Consider the following 15,243-nt stretch of genomic DNA (forward strand, 5'->3'; position numbering starts at 1 on the left):
CGGGGGCGCCCTCACCCCGCGCGCCGCACGGCGCGTGACCCCCCCCGCCCCCCCGGCCCGCCCCCGCAACCCCCGCCCGCCCACCGGTCCGGTGAGGTCCACGATGTCGTCCGACGCGACATCGTGGAGACGTTCCGCGAGGTCCTCCAGGGCGCGGCCCGCGGCCAGTTCGTCCCCGATCTCGGGGACCGGCCGGTCGACCGGGTTCCGGTGTGCGACGCCTCGGCCCACCACGTGTGCCGTGTTGTCGCGCCACGAGTCCTGAGTGGTCAGGACCGCGCGAGCCCGGGTCTCGTCGCCATCCTCGGTGAGAGATATCTGCGCGGTCCACTGCCTGGCTTTCATGATCGCTCCCTTCGGAGTGTGGTCCCCGGCCGTGCGGATGCTCGGAGGTGATCCCGGCCGTCAGTCCTCGTCAGTCCTCGCCAGTCCTCGACGTCAGTCCTCGTCAATCCTCGACCACCAGGACGTGCGCGACGGGGCGGCGCGGTGTTCCCGGCCCCGGTGGGCCGTACCCCAGCCGCACCACCATCTGGGCCTGCCCGGTGCCCGAGAGCGGGTCGCGCAGCACCCAGCGCAGCTCGGGCCATTCGAGGGCCTGGGTGGCGAAGGACGTGCTCAGCCCGTGCAGCGTGGCGACGAGCAGGACGCGTTCCAGGGCCTGGCCCGCGCGCAGCCAGTCGGCGGGCTCGTCCCGTGCGGTGCTCAGCAGTGCCAGCTGGGGCCGGTCCTCGAAGTCCGCCCGTGGCCGGCCCGCCACCCGCGCGCGGCCGGCGAAGTCCCGTGCGGGAGCCGATCCGCCCCGCTTCAGCGGCCCGAAGGCGTACTGCGGTACGCCGTCGACGGCCGCCTCATCGGTGGTGCTCCGGGCCCACCGTTCCGTCTCGGCCTCCCTGGCCGGGTCCATGTGGTCGTACCCCTCGGCGGAATTGATCAGGTTGAGCACCGTCTGCAGATGGGGCCCGGTCGGGACGGCCAGGGTCGCGCCCTCCCGGTGAGCTGCCGCGCCGAGCGCCTGCCGGACCTCTTCCGGTACACGCCGGTCGCTGAAGGGGTCCCGGCTCGTACGACGCTCGTGGATCGCCGGGTACAGCAGAGCGAGATCGTCGGCCGTGTCGGCAGGGTCGGCGGTCCCGCCGACCACGTCGGCGGGAACGCCGAGTCGTACGGTCGCCAGAAGTTCCGGGACTGCCGGGTCGGGAAGCAGCCGGATCACCGGCCGCAGGCCGAGGTGGGCAGCGGCCACCCGGAGGTTGAACAGGGCCGCGCCGCAGCCGATGTGCAGTCCGCGGGTGGTGGGATCGGCGTGCGGCATGGCGCGTGCCGTATCGGCGAAGAGGCTGAAGGTGCCGGTGCTTGGTGCGTAGCGGAAGCGCCAGGGCTGGGCGTTGTGCATGGACGGCGCGGCCGTCGCGTCCAGGACGAGGTGGGCCGCGGCCACCTCGTCCGGCGTGTGTGCGGACACCGGAATCTCCAAGGGCAGGTCGGTCTCTCCCACCAGCGTCGCCGAAGGCAGTGGCGGACGGCAGGGGCCGGTAGGGCCCTGCCATGAGTCTCCCGGCCCATTCGGGTCCGCCACCGCGGGTCTTCCCGGCCGCCCGGGAGGGACCGGGTGGCATCTGCCGCCGTACGGAAGGGGGCGCGCACCCTGGAGAAGTGGCCGCGGAACGGCGGTCGCGGTGGAAGAGGTGTGGAAGGAGCGAGGACATGGACCACCGCAGGATCAGTGAACTCATGAGCCGCGATGTGGTCAGCGTACGGATCGACACCCCGTTCAAGGAGATCGCCCGGACGCTCGCGGAACACGATGTCAGCGCGGTGCCGGTGCTGGACGGCGCGGGCCGTCCGGTCGGGATCGTCTCGGAGGCGGATCTGCTGCGCAAGGCGGCCGGCCGCTCCGACCTGTCCGGCAGGACGCCACTGCCGCACCTGGAGGCGTGGGAGCGTGCCAGGGCCGAGGGGCACGACGCGCAAGAGATCATGTCCGCTCCGGCGGTGTGCGCCCATCCGGAGTGGACGGTGGTGGAGGCCGCCCGGCTGATGGCCGTGCACAGCGTCAAGCGGCTGCCCGTGGTCGACGAGACGGACACCCTGCTGGGCATCGTCAGCCGCACCGACCTGCTCCGGGTCTTTCTGCGGTGGGACCGTGCCATCCGGGAGGAGATCGAGCACGACATCCTCACCTCGACACTGGGTCTCGCGCCGTCCGACGTCACCGTCGAGGTCGACGAGGGACAGGTCCTGCTGCGCGGCACGGTCGACGACAGCGGTCTGGTCCCGGTGCTGATACGGCTGTGCACCAGCGTGGACGGGGTGGTCTCGGTCTCCGAGCGGCTGGGGCAACGGACGGAATCCGTCCGTACCGGAAACGGAGCGATGTCATGAAACCGGTCGTCACCGTGGGTCTTGACGGCACCCCCGAATCGCTGTCCGCCGCGCTGTGGGCCGCTCAGGAGGCAGCGGCGCGCGGTGCGACGCTGCGGCTGCTGCACGCCTGGGTGCTTCTTGCGGCGGAAACCGCCGGGCAGCGGCCCGAGGAGGACCGCAACTACTGGGCCAAACGGATCGTGTCCGACGCAGCGGACACCATCGAGGAGCGCTTCCCCGACCTGCCGGTCTACGAGGACCTGGTCGCCAAGGCGCCGGTGGACGCCCTGCTGGAGGCGGCCGGGGAGTCGCGGACGCTGGTACTCGGTTCACGCGCACTGACTTCACTGTCCGGGTATTTCCTCGGCGACATCGGTATGCACGTCCTCGCGCGGGCCACGGTTCCGACCGTCCTGGTCCGGGCCAGGGAGGACGAGGCCCCGATCGCCGAGGACGGCGACGTGGTGCTGGGGCTGAGCCTGCGCCGTCCGTGCGACGAGCTCGTCGAGTACGCCTTCGCCGCGGCGGCGCGACGGGACGCCACCCTGCGGGTGGTGCACGGCAGGAGTCTGCCTCCGTCGGCCTACAACCGGGCCGGACCCGACCCGTTCCTCACCCATGAGCTGACCCGCGAGGCAGAGCGGGATCTCACCGGGGCGCTGAGCCCGTTGCGCGACCGGTTCCCGGACGTGCCGGTCGTGGAGCGGGTGCGTACGGAGAGCCCGGCGCGCGCCGTCGTGAGCGATGTCGCCGCCACGGGGCTGCTCGTCGTCGGCCGCCGCGAGAAGCATCGGCCGTTCGCCCCCCGTCTCAGCCATGTGGTGTCCTCGGCCGTGCACCACGCTCCGTGTCCGGTGGCCGTCGTCCCCCACGGCTGACCCTGTTTCTGACCGTCCGGCCGGGAGACGCCAGTACGGCTGCCCCTGCCTGTCTCCGGCCGGGAGACGCCCGTACGACTGCCCCTGCCTGTCTCCGGCCGTGAGATGCCCGTACGGGCTGACCCCGCCCGTCCGGCCACGAGATGCCCGTACGCCGTTGGCCGCTACGGTGGGAGAGAGGGCGATGCCCGGCAGGCCCGGCGGAGGAGACGGTGACCGAGGACGGCGGACCGGCGCACGGCGCGGAGTCCGACGACAGGGACGAGACCGTACTGCGGACGCTCGCCATGGCGGCCGGGACGGCCAACGAGAACGCGCGCATGTACGAGATGTCCCGCGAGCGGCAGCGCTGGCTGGAGGCCAACGCGGAGATCATCGCCGGACTGCTCTCGGGGGCAGGCGAGGACGAGGTCCTGAGCCTGGTGGTCGACCGCGCGCGCAGCATCCTCTCGGCCGATCTGGGCGCGCTGGCGCTGCCGGCCGACAGCGGCGAGACCCTGCGGGTGGCGCTGGCATCGGGCGTGGACGCCGGTCTGCACGACGGGCTGGTGCTGCCCCGTGAGGGCTCCTTCGTCGGCGCCGCGCTCCAGGCCGGGGAACCGATCATCAGCGTGGATGTGGCGCGGGACCCGCGCATCACCGCCGGGCCCCCCGGATGGGACGGGCTGGAGTCCGCCGTCGCGGTGCCGCTGATCGGCGGCGACACGGTACGAGGCGTGCTGCTGCTGGCGCGCAGCTGTGGACGCGAACCCTTCACCGAATCCGGGACGGCCCCTCTCCTGGCCTTCGCCGGTCAGGCCGCGCTCGCCATGGAGCTGGCCGAGCGGCGGCGCTCCGCCGAACAGATCGCTCTGCTGGAGGACCGGGACCGTATCGCTCGTGACCTGCACGACCTTGCCATCCAGCGGCTTTTCGCCACGGGGATGACCCTGCAGAGCGCCGTACGGTTCGTCGACCATCCGGAGGCACGTGAGCGGCTGCTGCGGGCCGTGGACGACCTGGACGAGACGATCAGGATCATCCGTTCGACGATCTTCGGACTCCGGGCCCCGGTGACGGAACGCACCCGTCAGGGGCTGCGGGCGCGGCTGATGACCGTGGTCGAACAGGCCGCACGGGCCCTGGGGTTCACGCCCGCGGTACGGATGGAGGGGCCCATCGACACCGATGTACCGGCCGGGCCCGGGGAGCAGGTCATCGCTGTCGTGGGCGAGGCGCTGAGCAATGTCGCCCGGCACGCGCGGGCCGGCGCCGCGGAGATCTCTCTCGTGGTCCGGGGTGACCGGCTGACCCTGACCGTCTCCGACGACGGCACCGGGATCGCACCGGGGAGCCCCCGCAGCGGGCTCGACAACCTCGCCCGGAGAGCGGAGGACCTGGGTGGCCGGATGACCCTGGAATCACCCGAGCGCGGCGGCACCCGGCTCGTGTGGACCGTACCGCTCATCCACGGCTGAGGCCGCGTCGAGCGGCGCGCGAGGGGGCAGTCTCGACTCGAAGGGCCGGCCGCGAAAGGTAAGCCGCGAAAGGTCGGTCGCGAAGGGTCGGTCGCGAGGGGTCAGGGGTGGCCGCGTTCGGTGTCGGCAGGGTGTGAGGCGGCTGAGGCGGCCTGGGTGGCGAGCACGGCTGCCTGCACGCGCCGCGCGACACCGAGTTTGGCCAGCAGACGCGAGATGTGGTTCTTGACGGTCTTCTCCGACAGATACAGGCGCTTGCCGATCTCCTGATTGGTGAGCCCTTCCCCGATCAGGACGAGGATCTCCCTCTCCCTGGGCGACAGTTGGGACACCGCGTCCGCTTCGGGACCCGTCTCGTCCTGTTCACCGCGGAGGCTGCTCATCAGCCGGGTCGTCGTCGCCGGGTCGAGCATGGACTGCCCCGACGCCACCGTCCGCACGGCCGCGACGAGGTCCGTGCCCTTGATGTCCTTCAGTACGTAACCGGCGGCCCCGGCCATGATCGCGTCGAGCAGCGCCTCGTCGTCGTCGAACGAGGTGAGCATCAGACACGCCAGCTCGGGCATGTGCGAACGCAGCTCCCGGCAGACCGTGATCCCGTCGCCGTCCGGCAGCCGTACGTCGAGCACAGCGACGTCCGGACGCAGCGCCGGGCCCCGGGCGAGCGTGTGGTCGACGGTGGCCGCGTCGCCCACGACGTCGATATCGGGCTCCGCGTCGAGCAGATCGCTGAGCCCGCGCCGGACGACCTCGTGATCGTCGAGGAGAAAGACCCGGATCGGGTTCTGCGGTGAGAACCGCCGTACGTTGCTCATGTCTCTCCTTGGACGCTCCTCGGACAGCGACCGGACCAGCGACCTCCCCCTCCATACTCGCCCCGGCCGGCCGGGCGGGCCAGCGCCGGGCGCGCCGCGCGCTGTGCGCCCCGGCCGGTGAGGTGGTCCACCACCGCCACCACTCCGTCGACCTGCGCTGCCATCCGTACCGCGACGGACCTGTCCCTGTCCTGTTCGAGGTGGCCGGCGAGTGTCACCACGCCGTCCCGGACCGAGACGAGGGGCGCGGCCCGGTTGAGGAGGAGGGTGCGGGCCATGACGTCGTCGAGGATCTCGTCCCGGATGTCGGAGTCGGGGCGGACCAGGACCCGCAGCAGATCGCGCCGGGTGATCATGCCGATGAGCCGGGCCTCCTCGTCCACCACGGGGAGCCGGCCGATACCCCCGGTGGCCAGGGTGCGAGCGGTCAGAGCGACGGTGTCGATGGCGCGGACGGTGACCGCAGGAGTGGACATCAGCTCTCCGGCGGTGCGCCGCAGGTCTCCGGCGGTCCGCAGCCCGGCCGGCAGCTCTCCGGTGGGGTCTCGGGCGGTGTCCCGGGTGGTGTCCCGGGCGGTGTGCCGCCCCGGCGGCGTCACCGGGTCGCGCGGCCCCAGGCCCCCCGGCCCGGTGCGGTACGGCGTCAGGTCGTTGCGCGAGACGACCCCGACCACCCGGTCGTCCTCGTCCACCACCGGCAGTCCGCCGATCCCGTGCTCCACGAGCGACCGGACCGCATCGCCGACCGGGGTCGCGTACCCGACGCTGACGACATCGCCCGTCATCACATCGCCGGCCATACGGAATCTCATGGCGCGCCTTCCGGCCGGCTCACCGGCGGAACGAGTACGACCGTGCAGTCTGCGCGGTGGAGCACCCGGTGGCCGATGTGTCCCAGCCCGCCGACGGGCTCCCCGTGCCGGGAGTGGCCACCGATCACCAGCAGTCCCGCCTCCCGGCCGGCCTCGACGAGGACATCGCCGCCCGGCCCCTCCACTGCCGGACTGCGCACCGGGACGTCCCGGTGCCGCGCGACGGCCCCGGCGACCGCCTCGTCGAGCCACTGCTGAGCCTGGTGGCGGCGGGCGTCGCGCGCCTCGTCGTACTGTCCGGTGTGGGCCGTGGCGCTCTCGTTCCGCGGGCAGATCCACGCATGCACCACCGCCACCCCCCGGCCGCGTCGGCGCGCCTCGGCGAAGGCGTGGTCCAGCACATCGGAGGACGCGGAACCGCTGGAGGACGCGGACCCGCCGGAGGATGCGGACCCGCGCCCCAACCCCGCCACGACCCAGCCCTGTTCGTCCCCCGGGTGCCATCGGACCACCGCGACGGGGCACTTCGTACGGGCGGCCACGGCTCCGCTGACCGACCCGAGCAGGAGCCCGGCCGTCGCGCCGTGGCCCCGGCTGCCGACGACGACGAGACCGGCGGTCCGGCTCGCCGAGACCAGGTACTCCACAGGGGCCTCGTCGAAGACCCCCGCCTGGACGGTGAGCCCCGGGCAGACTTCCCGTGCCCGCTCCTCGGCCTGCGCGACGATCCGCCGGGCATCGCCGACCGGTCCCGGGGGCAGCCATCCGGCCGTCCGGACCCCGCCCACATGTGCATGCCGCAAGGCGTGCGCGATCCGCAGGGGGCGCGCCCAGCGGTCCGCTTCGAGCGCCGCCCACTCCACCGCGTTCAGGGCTTCGGCCGAACCATCGGCCCCGACGATCACCGGCCCGTCCATCGTCCTCACCTACCGCACCCACCCGTCGCCTTCCGGTCGCTCGGGCACCACGACGACCGGAGCCTGCGCATGGTGCATGACCGCGTGCGTCACATGCCCCATCCGCGGCCCGGCCAGCTCGTGCCGGTTCTCGCGGCGGCCCACCACGATCAGTGCGGCCTGATGGGAGACGTGCACCAGGTACTCGGCGGGGCGGCCGAGATGGACATCGCCGACCACCTCCACCCCGGGGAACTTCTCGGCCCACGGCCGGATGATGCCGTCGAGCCGTGTCTCCTCCTCGCGGATCAGCTCCGACTTGCGTGCGTCGCTCAGGAGCCCGCTGTCCACGGCGGCGATCCCGTGCGGTCTCCAGCAGTGCACGGCGTGCAGTGCCAGCCCCCGCTGGGCGGCCTCATCGAAGGCGACGGCCAGCAGGCCGCCGATGTCGGCCGAGTGGTCGACGCCGACAGCCACTTCGCGCCGCCCGGCGAGCGGCGCCGACGGGGGACCCGTCTCAGTGGAGGGGGCGGTCGGCACCCTGATGAGTGCCACCGGGCGGTCGCTGCGCGCGGCCATGGACTGGGCCACGGACCCCACCAGGAATCCATGCGCACTGCTGAGGGCCCTCGACCCGAGCACCACCATCTCGCTGTCCCGGCAGTGGGCGATGAGAGCTTCCGCCGGGGGGCCGGCGACATGCTCCCCCGTCACCCGGAGACCCCGGTAGCGCTTCGCGAGCCGGGATGCCTCCTGCCGGGCGAGGTTCTCCACCCACCGCTGTTCCGTCTCCGCGTCCATGAGGACGAGGGAGTAGGGCGACCACTCCCACGCGTAGCGGACCCGCAGGGCCTTGTCCTCCCGTACGGCCTTCTCCGCTGCCCAGTCGGCGGCGGCTTCGCTCTCCGGAGAGCCGTCGTATCCGAGAGTGACCACGCCCATGACCGTCACCTCCGCCAGCTTGCGGCTCCTGGTGCCTCCCACCCTTCCGGGCATCGCCGCACCCGGGTAGGGCCGGTCAGGGCGGAACCGTGGGCCGACCGGCCCGGCCGGCCCGGCCGGCCCGCGACCGGGCCCGGTCTACCGAGGTGGTTCCTCCAGAGGGCCGGTCCGTCCGGTCCATCTGGTCAACCCGGTTTGTACGTTCTGTTCGTTACGTCCGGACCGTCCGCTCCCGCCGGGGCCCCCGGACGGCCTTCCGGCGCGGCGCCGGTTCCGCGGGGCGGCGGCGGCCGGGTCCGGGACCTCCGACAGATCACGGCCCCGGGTCTCCGCGGTGCGCCAGAGGGCGAGAGCGGTGATCAGGCCGCAGACGATGGCCAGCACGGCCAGCGGAGTGCTGGAGATGTCGCCCGAGGCCGAGAGGCGGCTGCTCGCGAAGAGCGGGGTGAAGCCGCCGCCGATGAGGGCGGCCAGCTGGTAGCCCAGGGAGGCTCCGGTGTAGCGCACCTGGGTGCCGAACATCTCGGAGAGCAGCGGGCCCAGCGGTGCGTACATCGCGTTCTGCACCACCTGGCCGACCACCATGCCGAGGATCAGCAGCGGGACGGAGCCGGTGTTGATCAGGGCGTAGACCGGGAAGGCGAGCAGGACGATACCCGCGGCGCCCGCCAGGGAGACCGCCCGGCGGCCGAGGCGGTCCGACAGCGCGGAGAAGCACGGGATCGCCACCAGCCCGGTGAGCGCGGTGGCCGTGAGGCCGGTCATCACGTCGGACGTCTCGTACCCGACGGCCTTGGCGTACGTGAGCATGAAGGTGCCGATCAGGGCCGTCAGGGCGAAGGGGCCGATGCCGATCGCGCAGGCGAGGACCAGGACGCGCGGCGCGCGCAGCACCCGGGCCAGGGGGATACGGGGTGGCCGCTCCGCGTCCTGCTGGTCGCGGGCCGCTGCCGCCTGCTGGAACAGCGGGCTCTCCGTGATGCTGAGGCGTACGTACAGACCGACGCCGAGCAGCACCGCGCTGAAGAGGAACGGGATACGCCAGCCCCAGGCCAGGAACCGGTCGTGGGGGAGGAGCGTGATCGCCGTGACCACGAGGCTGGACAGGAGGAAACCGATCGGCGAACCCATCTGCATCACGCCGTTCCACAGGCCGCGTCGGCGTGCGTCGGCGTGCTCGACCACCATCAGCGTGGCGCCGCCCCACTCACCGCCGATGGCGATGCCCTGGACGATGCGGAACAGGATCAGCAGCACGGGTGCTGCGACGCCGATGGTCGCGTACGTGGGGAGCAGCCCGATCAGACAGCTCGCCGCGCCCATCAGGAGCATCGTCACGATGAGTACGGTCTTGCGTCCGAGCCGGTCTCCGAAGTGCCCGAAGACGGCGCCGCCGACGGGGCGCGCGACATAGCCGGCGGCCAGGGTTCCGAACGCGGCGATCGTGCCGACCGTGGAGTTGGAGTCCGGGAAGAACAGCGGGCCGAAGACCAGGGCGGCCATCGTGCCGTAGAGCAGGAAGTCGTAGTACTCGATGACGGTGCCGAGCAGGCTCGACAGCGCCACCTTGCGCAGCAGGGCGGGGTCCGGTGCCGTGGGTGGTCTTCCGGTACCGGACCCGCGGGGTCTCCCGGGGTTTTCCGGGGGCGACGGGGTGGGCGGGGTGGACGGGCTGGTCGGGCTGGATGGGTTGGACGGGGTTTCCGGGGACGACGCGGAGGGTGCAGCGGGCATGACTGACTCCCTTGAGCGTGCGGGGTGTTGGGGTTCGTGCGGTGCGAAGGCTGCTTTCCGTGGTGGCGGCAGGGATTCTGGTGGTGGCAGAAACGTGGTGGCGGCAGCGGTTGGCAGAGGTTGTGGTGGCGGCAGGGAATGTGGTGGTGGCAGGGAACCTGGCGGTGGCCGGGCTTCCCCGCCCCGGTGACCGACGGCCGGTGCCTCAGCCCTTGCTTTCGAGGCCGAACGCCTGGCGCGCGATGAGCCCGCGCATCATTTCCGATGTCCCGCCGCCGATGGTCTCCAGGATCGCCTGGCGCCACATGAACTCGACGTCGGTCTCCTTGACCAGCGCCTCGCTCGATCCGAACTCCATGGCCGACCGGGCGATGTCCTGTGTGAGCAGGGTGCCGGCCAGTTTGTGGTACGCCGCGGGGACCGCCGACGGCTCGCCGCTGATGATGTCGCCGAGCAGCGCCAGCCCCAGCGCCTCGACCTCGGCCACCTTCACGGCGAGGTCCGACAGTCGCCGCCGGACGACGGGATCGTGGCCCAGGCCCGTCTTCTCCGTCCAGGCGATCAGGTCCTGGAGGTCGCGCCGGAGCCGCTTGGGCGGGAACTGGACATGCCGTTCGACCGCGAGCGCGGAGGCGACGACCTGCCAGCCGCCGTTCTCCTCGCCGACCCGGTTCTCCGCCGGGACCCGTACTCCGTCGAAGCGGACCTCGTTCAGACGCCCGCCGTCGTGGGTGGGGATCGGCGAGACGGTGACGCCGGGGTGGTCCAGTGGAACGATCAGGACGCTGAGCCCGCGCGACCTGCTGTCCGGTCCACCGGTCCGGCAGAGCAGCCAGATGCAGTCGGCCCAGTGGGCGTTGGACGTCCAGCACTTCGCGCCGTCGATCTCGTACGAGTCACCGGTCCGCGCCGCCCTGGTCCGTACCGCCGCCAGATCCGATCCGGCGTCCGGCTCGGAGTAGCCCAGCGCGAAGTTGAGCCGCCCGGAACGGAGTTCGGGCAGGAGGCGTTCGCACTGCTCGGCCGTCCCGTGGGTCATCAGGGCCTTGGCGACCAGGCCGGGACCCATCGGCGGCCTGGCGACCCGTGCGTAGGCCATCTCGTCCCACAGGATGAACTCGTAGGCGGGTGAAAGCCCTTCACCGCCGAACTCCTTGGGCCAGGACAGCGAGAGCCAGCCGCGCTCCCCGAGCGCCCGGTAGACCTTCCGGACGCCGTCCGCGGTGTTCTCGCCGCGGTGGAAGTAGCCGTCCACCCCCTGGTGCCCGGCCAGGAAGCCGAGTACTTCGCGGCGGAACGCCTCCTCCTCGGGGGTGAATCCGACGTCCATGTCAGTCTTCCCTGCCGGCCGCGGTGGTCCACTTCGGTTCGCGCCCCTCGGCGAAGGCCCGGGGCCCCTCCTTCGCGTCGGGGTGGGCCCAGTGCATCCGCAGCAGCGCCCAGCCGTACTCACAGGCCTGCGCGTATCCCATGTTCAGCGACCCCCAGATCGCCTGCTGGGACAGCGAAACCGCGGCCGGGGAGTTCTTGGCGATGCACCGGGCCATCTCGTCCGCCGTCTCCATGAGCCGTTCGGGAGCGACCAGTTCGTCCACCAGACCCAGCTGGTAGGCGCGCGCCGCGGGCATCCGGTACCCCTTGCCCATCAGGGTCATCCGCAGCGCGGAGCCCAGCGGCAGGCGTTTGGCGAGACCGATGTTCTCCATCGCCCCCACCAGGCCGACATTGACATGGGTGTCCATGAAACTGGCCTGCTCGGACGCGACCACGATGTCGGCGTCGACCACGAAGTGCAGCCCGGCCCCGGCGGCCAGGCCGTTGACCGCGCAGATGACCGGCTTCCACACCCGGTTCTGCTTCGGCGACCAGAAGACCTCGTCGGTCAGCGGGCCGGTGCCGGTGCTCATACCGCCCCGGTCGGCCACCGCGTTCACATCCGCGCCCGTGCACAGATGCCGGTTCCCGGCGCCGGTGACGATCGCCGCCCGGATCCATGGGTCGTCCCGCACCTCGCCCCATACGGCCTTCATCTGCGGCATCATCGCGCCGGTCAGGGAGTTCCCCTTGTGCGGCCGGTTGAGCGTGATGTACGCGATGTGGTCGCGCTTCTCGAAGAGCACCTCCGGCTCTCCGGCGGCTGCGGTGCTCTGTTCGGCCTGCTGGTCCGGCTGGTCCTGCTGGTCCTGTTTGCCCTGCTGGTCCTGCGTCATTCCCGACCACTCTCCGAATACATCGCCAGTACCTTCTCGCCGGTCCGGTCCGCGTGCGACGGCAGCAGGGAGAGCTGCCTGATGCGCTGCGCGATGTGGCCGACCGGCCCCTCCACCGAGTAACCCATGGCGCCGTGCGTCTGATGGGAGACGAAGGCCGCGTCCATGGCGGCCCGCGAGGCGGACAGCCGCGCGGCGGCGGCGAGACCGGACGCCTGCGGGTGTCCTCGGTCGATCGCCTGCGCTGCCACCTTGATCAGCTTGTCGGCGGCCTCCAGCCCGAGGCCCGCTTCGGCGATCGGATGGGCGACGGCCTGAAAGCTGCCGAGGGTACGGCCGAACTGCACCCGGGTGCCCGCGTGCTCGACCGCCGCGTCCAGCAGACGCCTGCCCGCGCCCCACAGATATCCGGCAAGTGCCAGGCCCGAGAGGTCCGTTGCCGCCCGGACACGCTCCAGCGGGAGTACGTGCTCCAGCCGCACCCGCCCCCATGGCTCGTTGCCCAGGGTCTCCACCGGGCTCACCTCACCGGCGGGACGCGCCAGCCAGGACCGCTCGCCGTCCGTCTCGACGAAGATCTCGGCGAGGGTCGCCCAGGGCATCAGCGGCGGGGCTCCGCACGACACCAGACGCGCACCGGAGACGAGGTGGGACGCGATCTCCGGCGGCAGCGCGTGTGCGGCGAAGACCGTCCCCGTCCAGGGGCCGGGCGCGAAGGCACGTCCCAGCTCCATGGCGGTGGCGGAGATCTCGCCCGCCCCGCCCTCCTCACCGGGCTCCGCCAGTGCCAGCACGCCGAGTTCGGCGAGGCCGCGCCAGAACGGCCAGGGGAACGAATCCGAACCCGCGCGCTGGACCTCATCGGTGCACCGGTCCGCGCAGTAGCGCCGGACGGACTCGGCGAGCGCTTCCTGATCCGGGGTGAAGCCGACAGATTCGCTCATGCCGCCGCGACTCCCCAGCGCGAGGTGACCACGGCACGGCGGTGCGCGCGCAGACCGCCGAGCTCGGCCCTGAGCGCCTGCAGGCGGAGCGTCCAGAGGTGGAGGTCGTGCTCCCTGGTCAGCCCGACCGCACCGGTGATCTGGTGGGTCTCCCGGGTCAGCCGCGCCAGTACGGTCATGGTGTGCGTGGCGGCGACGGCGGACGACTCGGGGGTGGCACCCAGGAAGGCCGCCTCATAGGTGAGCCAGCGCGCCCCTTCGATGAGCACGCTCACCTCGGCCAGACGGTGCTGCAACGCCTGGAACGAGCCGAGGGCGCGCCCGAACACGGTGCGGTCCTTCGTATACGCGACGGTCAGGTCGAACGCCTGCTGCATCATCCCGAGAGCCTCGGCGCAGACCCCCACGCGCCACCAGCCGGTCATGGTCCGTGCCGTCCCGGGCCCCAGCTCTCGCGCACCCCGCGGGACCGCCCGGGCCAGCGGAAAGCCGTACGCCGAGGGAACCGGCTCGGCCTCGCCGGGGTTCAGCTCCGCGACGGTGCACCGGTCGTCGCCCGCGGTCAGGAGCTGTCCGGCCTCGCCGCCGTACCGTACGGGGCCCGAGCCGTGACCGGCGGCCAGCACGACAGGACCTTCGGCCGCGGGCAGCCCGAGCGCGGGCAGGACGAGCAGATGCGGGACCGGCGTGATCGCGCCCAGCTCGGCGCTGATCCGCTCGACGGCCAGGGTGGCCTCCAGCGGTCCCGCGTCGGCCTCGCCGAACAGGCCGAGGAAGCCGGCCGCGCGCAGCTCGGACTCCAGTCGGTGGTCGTAGGCCCCGCGGGCGGCGAGCTCCCGGCAGCGCTGCGTACCGGCATGCCGGCTCAGCAGGGTGTCCAGGGCGTCCAGGAGCGCGCGTTGGGTGTCCGATCGTTCGAAATCCACGTCTATTCCTTCGGCAGCTTCAGGATCAGGCGGCTGATCAGGTTAAGCTGGACCTCGTAGCTTCCCGCGGCGATGCCGGCGCCCAGCGAGTTACGGAACTGCGCGTCACCGGCCGACCCTTCGGCCAGCGCCTCGCTCCCCATGACGTCGAGCGCGAGATCACCGACCGCGCGCTCGGCCTGGACCATCGCCGCGCGGGCCTGATAGGCCATGGGCGAGGGCTCCTTCGCCTTGGCCCGCTCGTCGATGACGCGGTAGACGAGGATCCGGGCGGCCTCGCAGAGCGCCCTCGCCTCGCCGAACTGCTCCTGCACACCGGGGTCCCCGAGCAGGCCGGACGCCCGGCACCGGTCGGCGAGCCCGTCGAGCACCAGCGCCGCACGGGCGTAGCGGGGGGCGCCGACCCGCTCGTACGCGAGCGTCCTGCGGACGATGTCCCAGCCCTTGTTCTCCTCGCCCAGCAGGGCGGTCACGGGGACCCGGGCATCGGTGAGGAACAGCTCGTTGAACGAGTGGTCCCCGACGAAGCCGTCGATCCGCCGGACCTCGACGCCCGGTGTTCTCAGCGGCAGCAGGAAGACGGAGATCCCGTCCCGCCCGTCCGCTACGGAACCGGTGCGGGCGAGGAGGAAGCAGTAGTCGGCCTCGTTCGCGTACGACGTCCAGATCTTCTGGCCGTTGAGTACGTACTCCTCGCCGTCGCGCACCGCGCGGGTCCGCAGCGATGCGAGGTCGGTGCCGGCCTCCGGCTCGGAGAAGCCCTGGCACCAGAAGACATCGCCCCGGGCGATGGGCGGCAGGAGCTCCTTCTTCTGCTCATCCGTGCCGTACTTGATGAGGGAGGGGCCGACCCAGTTCACGTTCATGTACTGGGGGCCGCGGGGCTCACCCCGCTTCCACATCTCCTCGCCGAGCACGAAGTGCTGCCACGCACCCTGGCCGCCACCGCCGTACTCCTCGGGCCAGTGCGGGGTGAGCCACCCCTTGTCCGCCAGGGTGCGGACGAAGCCCTTCGAGAAGTCGGTGTACACCGCGCTGCCGAGACCCCACTCGGAGCGGTTCCACCCCCCGGCCAGTTCGCGGTCCAGAAAGCCGACGAGATCGCTCCGGAACGCCGTGTCCGCCTCACTCAAAGCGAACTCCATCAGTCCTCCCCGTGGTGGTGTCGTACGCCTGCTGGTGTTGTGCGCCTGCTGGTCTTGTACGCCTGTCGCATGAGGCGTTCTCCAAAAGAGTACACTTTATTGAGTTGGCGGCAAGAC

General features: G+C 72.0%; 15 protein-coding genes. 3 read left to right on the top strand and 12 right to left on the bottom strand.

Going from position 1 to position 15,243, the window contains the following annotated elements; genetic code table 11:
* Positions 1 to 345, bottom strand: a 345-nt coding sequence (locus ACFXBC_RS07710; RefSeq protein WP_385019821.1) for a DUF1876 domain-containing protein, incomplete at its 3' end; no start/stop codon positions are given.
* 103 nt (positions 346 to 448) lie between these two features.
* Positions 449 to 1,465 carry an Acg family FMN-binding oxidoreductase gene (locus ACFXBC_RS07715; protein ID WP_385019823.1) on the bottom strand — a complete coding sequence of 339 codons (1,017 nt, stop codon included), beginning with the start codon at positions 1,463 to 1,465 and terminating at the stop codon, positions 449 to 451.
* 242 nt (positions 1,466 to 1,707) lie between these two features.
* On the opposite strand from ACFXBC_RS07715, the gene ACFXBC_RS07720 reads away from it, so the two are divergent.
* The 3 genes from ACFXBC_RS07720 to ACFXBC_RS07730 all read left to right on the top strand — a co-directional run bounded on the left by ACFXBC_RS07720 (position 1,708) and on the right by ACFXBC_RS07730 (position 4,702).
* Positions 1,708 to 2,385, top strand: coding sequence for a CBS domain-containing protein (locus tag ACFXBC_RS07720; RefSeq protein WP_385019825.1), 678 nt, complete (start codon positions 1,708 to 1,710; stop codon positions 2,383 to 2,385).
* A complete protein-coding gene (locus ACFXBC_RS07725) occupies positions 2,382 to 3,245 on the top strand; it encodes a universal stress protein (protein ID WP_385019827.1) in 864 nt (287 codons plus the stop codon). The genes ACFXBC_RS07720 and ACFXBC_RS07725 overlap by 4 nt, the downstream gene beginning before the upstream one ends.
* 212 nt (positions 3,246 to 3,457) lie before the next feature.
* The gene (locus tag ACFXBC_RS07730; protein ID WP_385019829.1) at positions 3,458 to 4,702 is read left to right on the top strand and encodes a GAF domain-containing sensor histidine kinase; all 1,245 of its coding nucleotides are present in this window, start codon (positions 3,458 to 3,460) and stop codon (positions 4,700 to 4,702) included.
* Positions 4,703 to 4,803: 101 nt separating this feature from the next.
* Here the strand turns inward: ACFXBC_RS07730 and ACFXBC_RS07735 are convergent, their stop codons facing one another.
* The 10 genes from ACFXBC_RS07735 to ACFXBC_RS07780 all read right to left on the bottom strand — a co-directional run bounded on the left by ACFXBC_RS07735 (position 4,804) and on the right by ACFXBC_RS07780 (position 15,126).
* On the bottom strand, positions 4,804 to 5,517 hold the full coding sequence (locus ACFXBC_RS07735) for a response regulator (protein WP_385019831.1): 714 nt from the start codon (positions 5,515 to 5,517) through the stop codon (positions 4,804 to 4,806).
* On the bottom strand, positions 5,514 to 6,329 hold the full coding sequence (locus tag ACFXBC_RS07740) for a CBS domain-containing protein (RefSeq protein ID WP_385019833.1): 816 nt from the start codon (positions 6,327 to 6,329) through the stop codon (positions 5,514 to 5,516). The genes ACFXBC_RS07735 and ACFXBC_RS07740 overlap by 4 nt, the downstream gene beginning before the upstream one ends.
* Positions 6,326 to 7,246 (bottom strand): universal stress protein, encoded by a 921-nt coding sequence (locus tag ACFXBC_RS07745; protein ID WP_385019835.1) that lies wholly within the window; start codon positions 7,244 to 7,246, stop codon positions 6,326 to 6,328. The genes ACFXBC_RS07740 and ACFXBC_RS07745 overlap by 4 nt, the downstream gene beginning before the upstream one ends.
* A 9-nt stretch (positions 7,247 to 7,255) precedes the next feature.
* Positions 7,256 to 8,221 (bottom strand): universal stress protein, encoded by a 966-nt coding sequence (locus ACFXBC_RS07750; RefSeq protein ID WP_385019837.1) that lies wholly within the window; start codon positions 8,219 to 8,221, stop codon positions 7,256 to 7,258.
* 84 nt (positions 8,222 to 8,305) lie between these two features.
* Positions 8,306 to 9,742 carry an MFS transporter gene (locus ACFXBC_RS07755; protein ID WP_385019946.1) on the bottom strand — a complete coding sequence of 479 codons (1,437 nt, stop codon included), beginning with the start codon at positions 9,740 to 9,742 and terminating at the stop codon, positions 8,306 to 8,308.
* Between the two features lie 364 nt (positions 9,743 to 10,106).
* A complete protein-coding gene (locus ACFXBC_RS07760; RefSeq protein ID WP_385019839.1) occupies positions 10,107 to 11,231 on the bottom strand; it encodes an acyl-CoA dehydrogenase family protein in 1,125 nt (374 codons plus the stop codon).
* Between the two features lies 1 nt (position 11,232).
* Entirely contained in the window at positions 11,233 to 12,111 is an 879-nt protein-coding gene (locus tag ACFXBC_RS07765; protein WP_385019841.1) for an enoyl-CoA hydratase/isomerase family protein, read from the bottom strand.
* Complete coding sequence (locus ACFXBC_RS07770; protein WP_385019843.1) at positions 12,108 to 13,055, bottom strand: acyl-CoA dehydrogenase family protein; 948 nt, start codon at positions 13,053 to 13,055, stop codon at positions 12,108 to 12,110. The genes ACFXBC_RS07765 and ACFXBC_RS07770 overlap by 4 nt, the downstream gene beginning before the upstream one ends.
* Entirely contained in the window at positions 13,052 to 13,981 is a 930-nt protein-coding gene (locus ACFXBC_RS07775; RefSeq protein WP_385019845.1) for an acyl-CoA dehydrogenase family protein, read from the bottom strand. The genes ACFXBC_RS07770 and ACFXBC_RS07775 overlap by 4 nt, the downstream gene beginning before the upstream one ends.
* 2 nt (positions 13,982 to 13,983) lie before the next feature.
* Positions 13,984 to 15,126, bottom strand: a complete 1,143-nt coding sequence (locus ACFXBC_RS07780) for an acyl-CoA dehydrogenase family protein (protein ID WP_385019847.1) — start codon at positions 15,124 to 15,126, stop codon at positions 13,984 to 13,986.
* Positions 15,127 to 15,243: the final 117 nt, after the last annotated feature.

Origin of the sequence: Streptomyces sp. NPDC059398 (genome assembly GCF_042751845.1) — a bacterium.
Lineage (GTDB): Bacteria > Actinomycetota > Actinomycetes > Streptomycetales > Streptomycetaceae > Streptomyces.

Bases quoted from the DNA above. Each gene is read 5' to 3' on its own strand.
- ACFXBC_RS07770 (WP_385019843.1), bottom strand. From the start codon at position 13,055: ATGAGCGAATCTGTCGGCTTCACCCCGGATCAGGAAGCGCTCGCCGAG.
- ACFXBC_RS07750 (WP_385019837.1), bottom strand. From the start codon at position 8,221: ATGCCCGGAAGGGTGGGAGGCACCAGGAGCCGCAAGCTGGCGGAGGTG.
- ACFXBC_RS07725 (WP_385019827.1), top strand. From the start codon at position 2,382: ATGAAACCGGTCGTCACCGTGGGTCTTGACGGCACCCCCGAATCGCTG.
- ACFXBC_RS07740 (WP_385019833.1), bottom strand. From the start codon at position 6,329: ATGAGATTCCGTATGGCCGGCGATGTGATGACGGGCGATGTCGTCAGC.
- ACFXBC_RS07780 (WP_385019847.1), bottom strand. From the start codon at position 15,126: ATGGAGTTCGCTTTGAGTGAGGCGGACACGGCGTTCCGGAGCGATCTC.
- ACFXBC_RS07720 (WP_385019825.1), top strand. From the start codon at position 1,708: ATGGACCACCGCAGGATCAGTGAACTCATGAGCCGCGATGTGGTCAGC.
- ACFXBC_RS07760 (WP_385019839.1), bottom strand. From the start codon at position 11,231: ATGGACGTCGGATTCACCCCCGAGGAGGAGGCGTTCCGCCGCGAAGTA.
- ACFXBC_RS07765 (WP_385019841.1), bottom strand. From the start codon at position 12,111: ATGACGCAGGACCAGCAGGGCAAACAGGACCAGCAGGACCAGCCGGAC.
- ACFXBC_RS07745 (WP_385019835.1), bottom strand. From the start codon at position 7,246: ATGGACGGGCCGGTGATCGTCGGGGCCGATGGTTCGGCCGAAGCCCTG.
- ACFXBC_RS07735 (WP_385019831.1), bottom strand. From the start codon at position 5,517: ATGAGCAACGTACGGCGGTTCTCACCGCAGAACCCGATCCGGGTCTTT.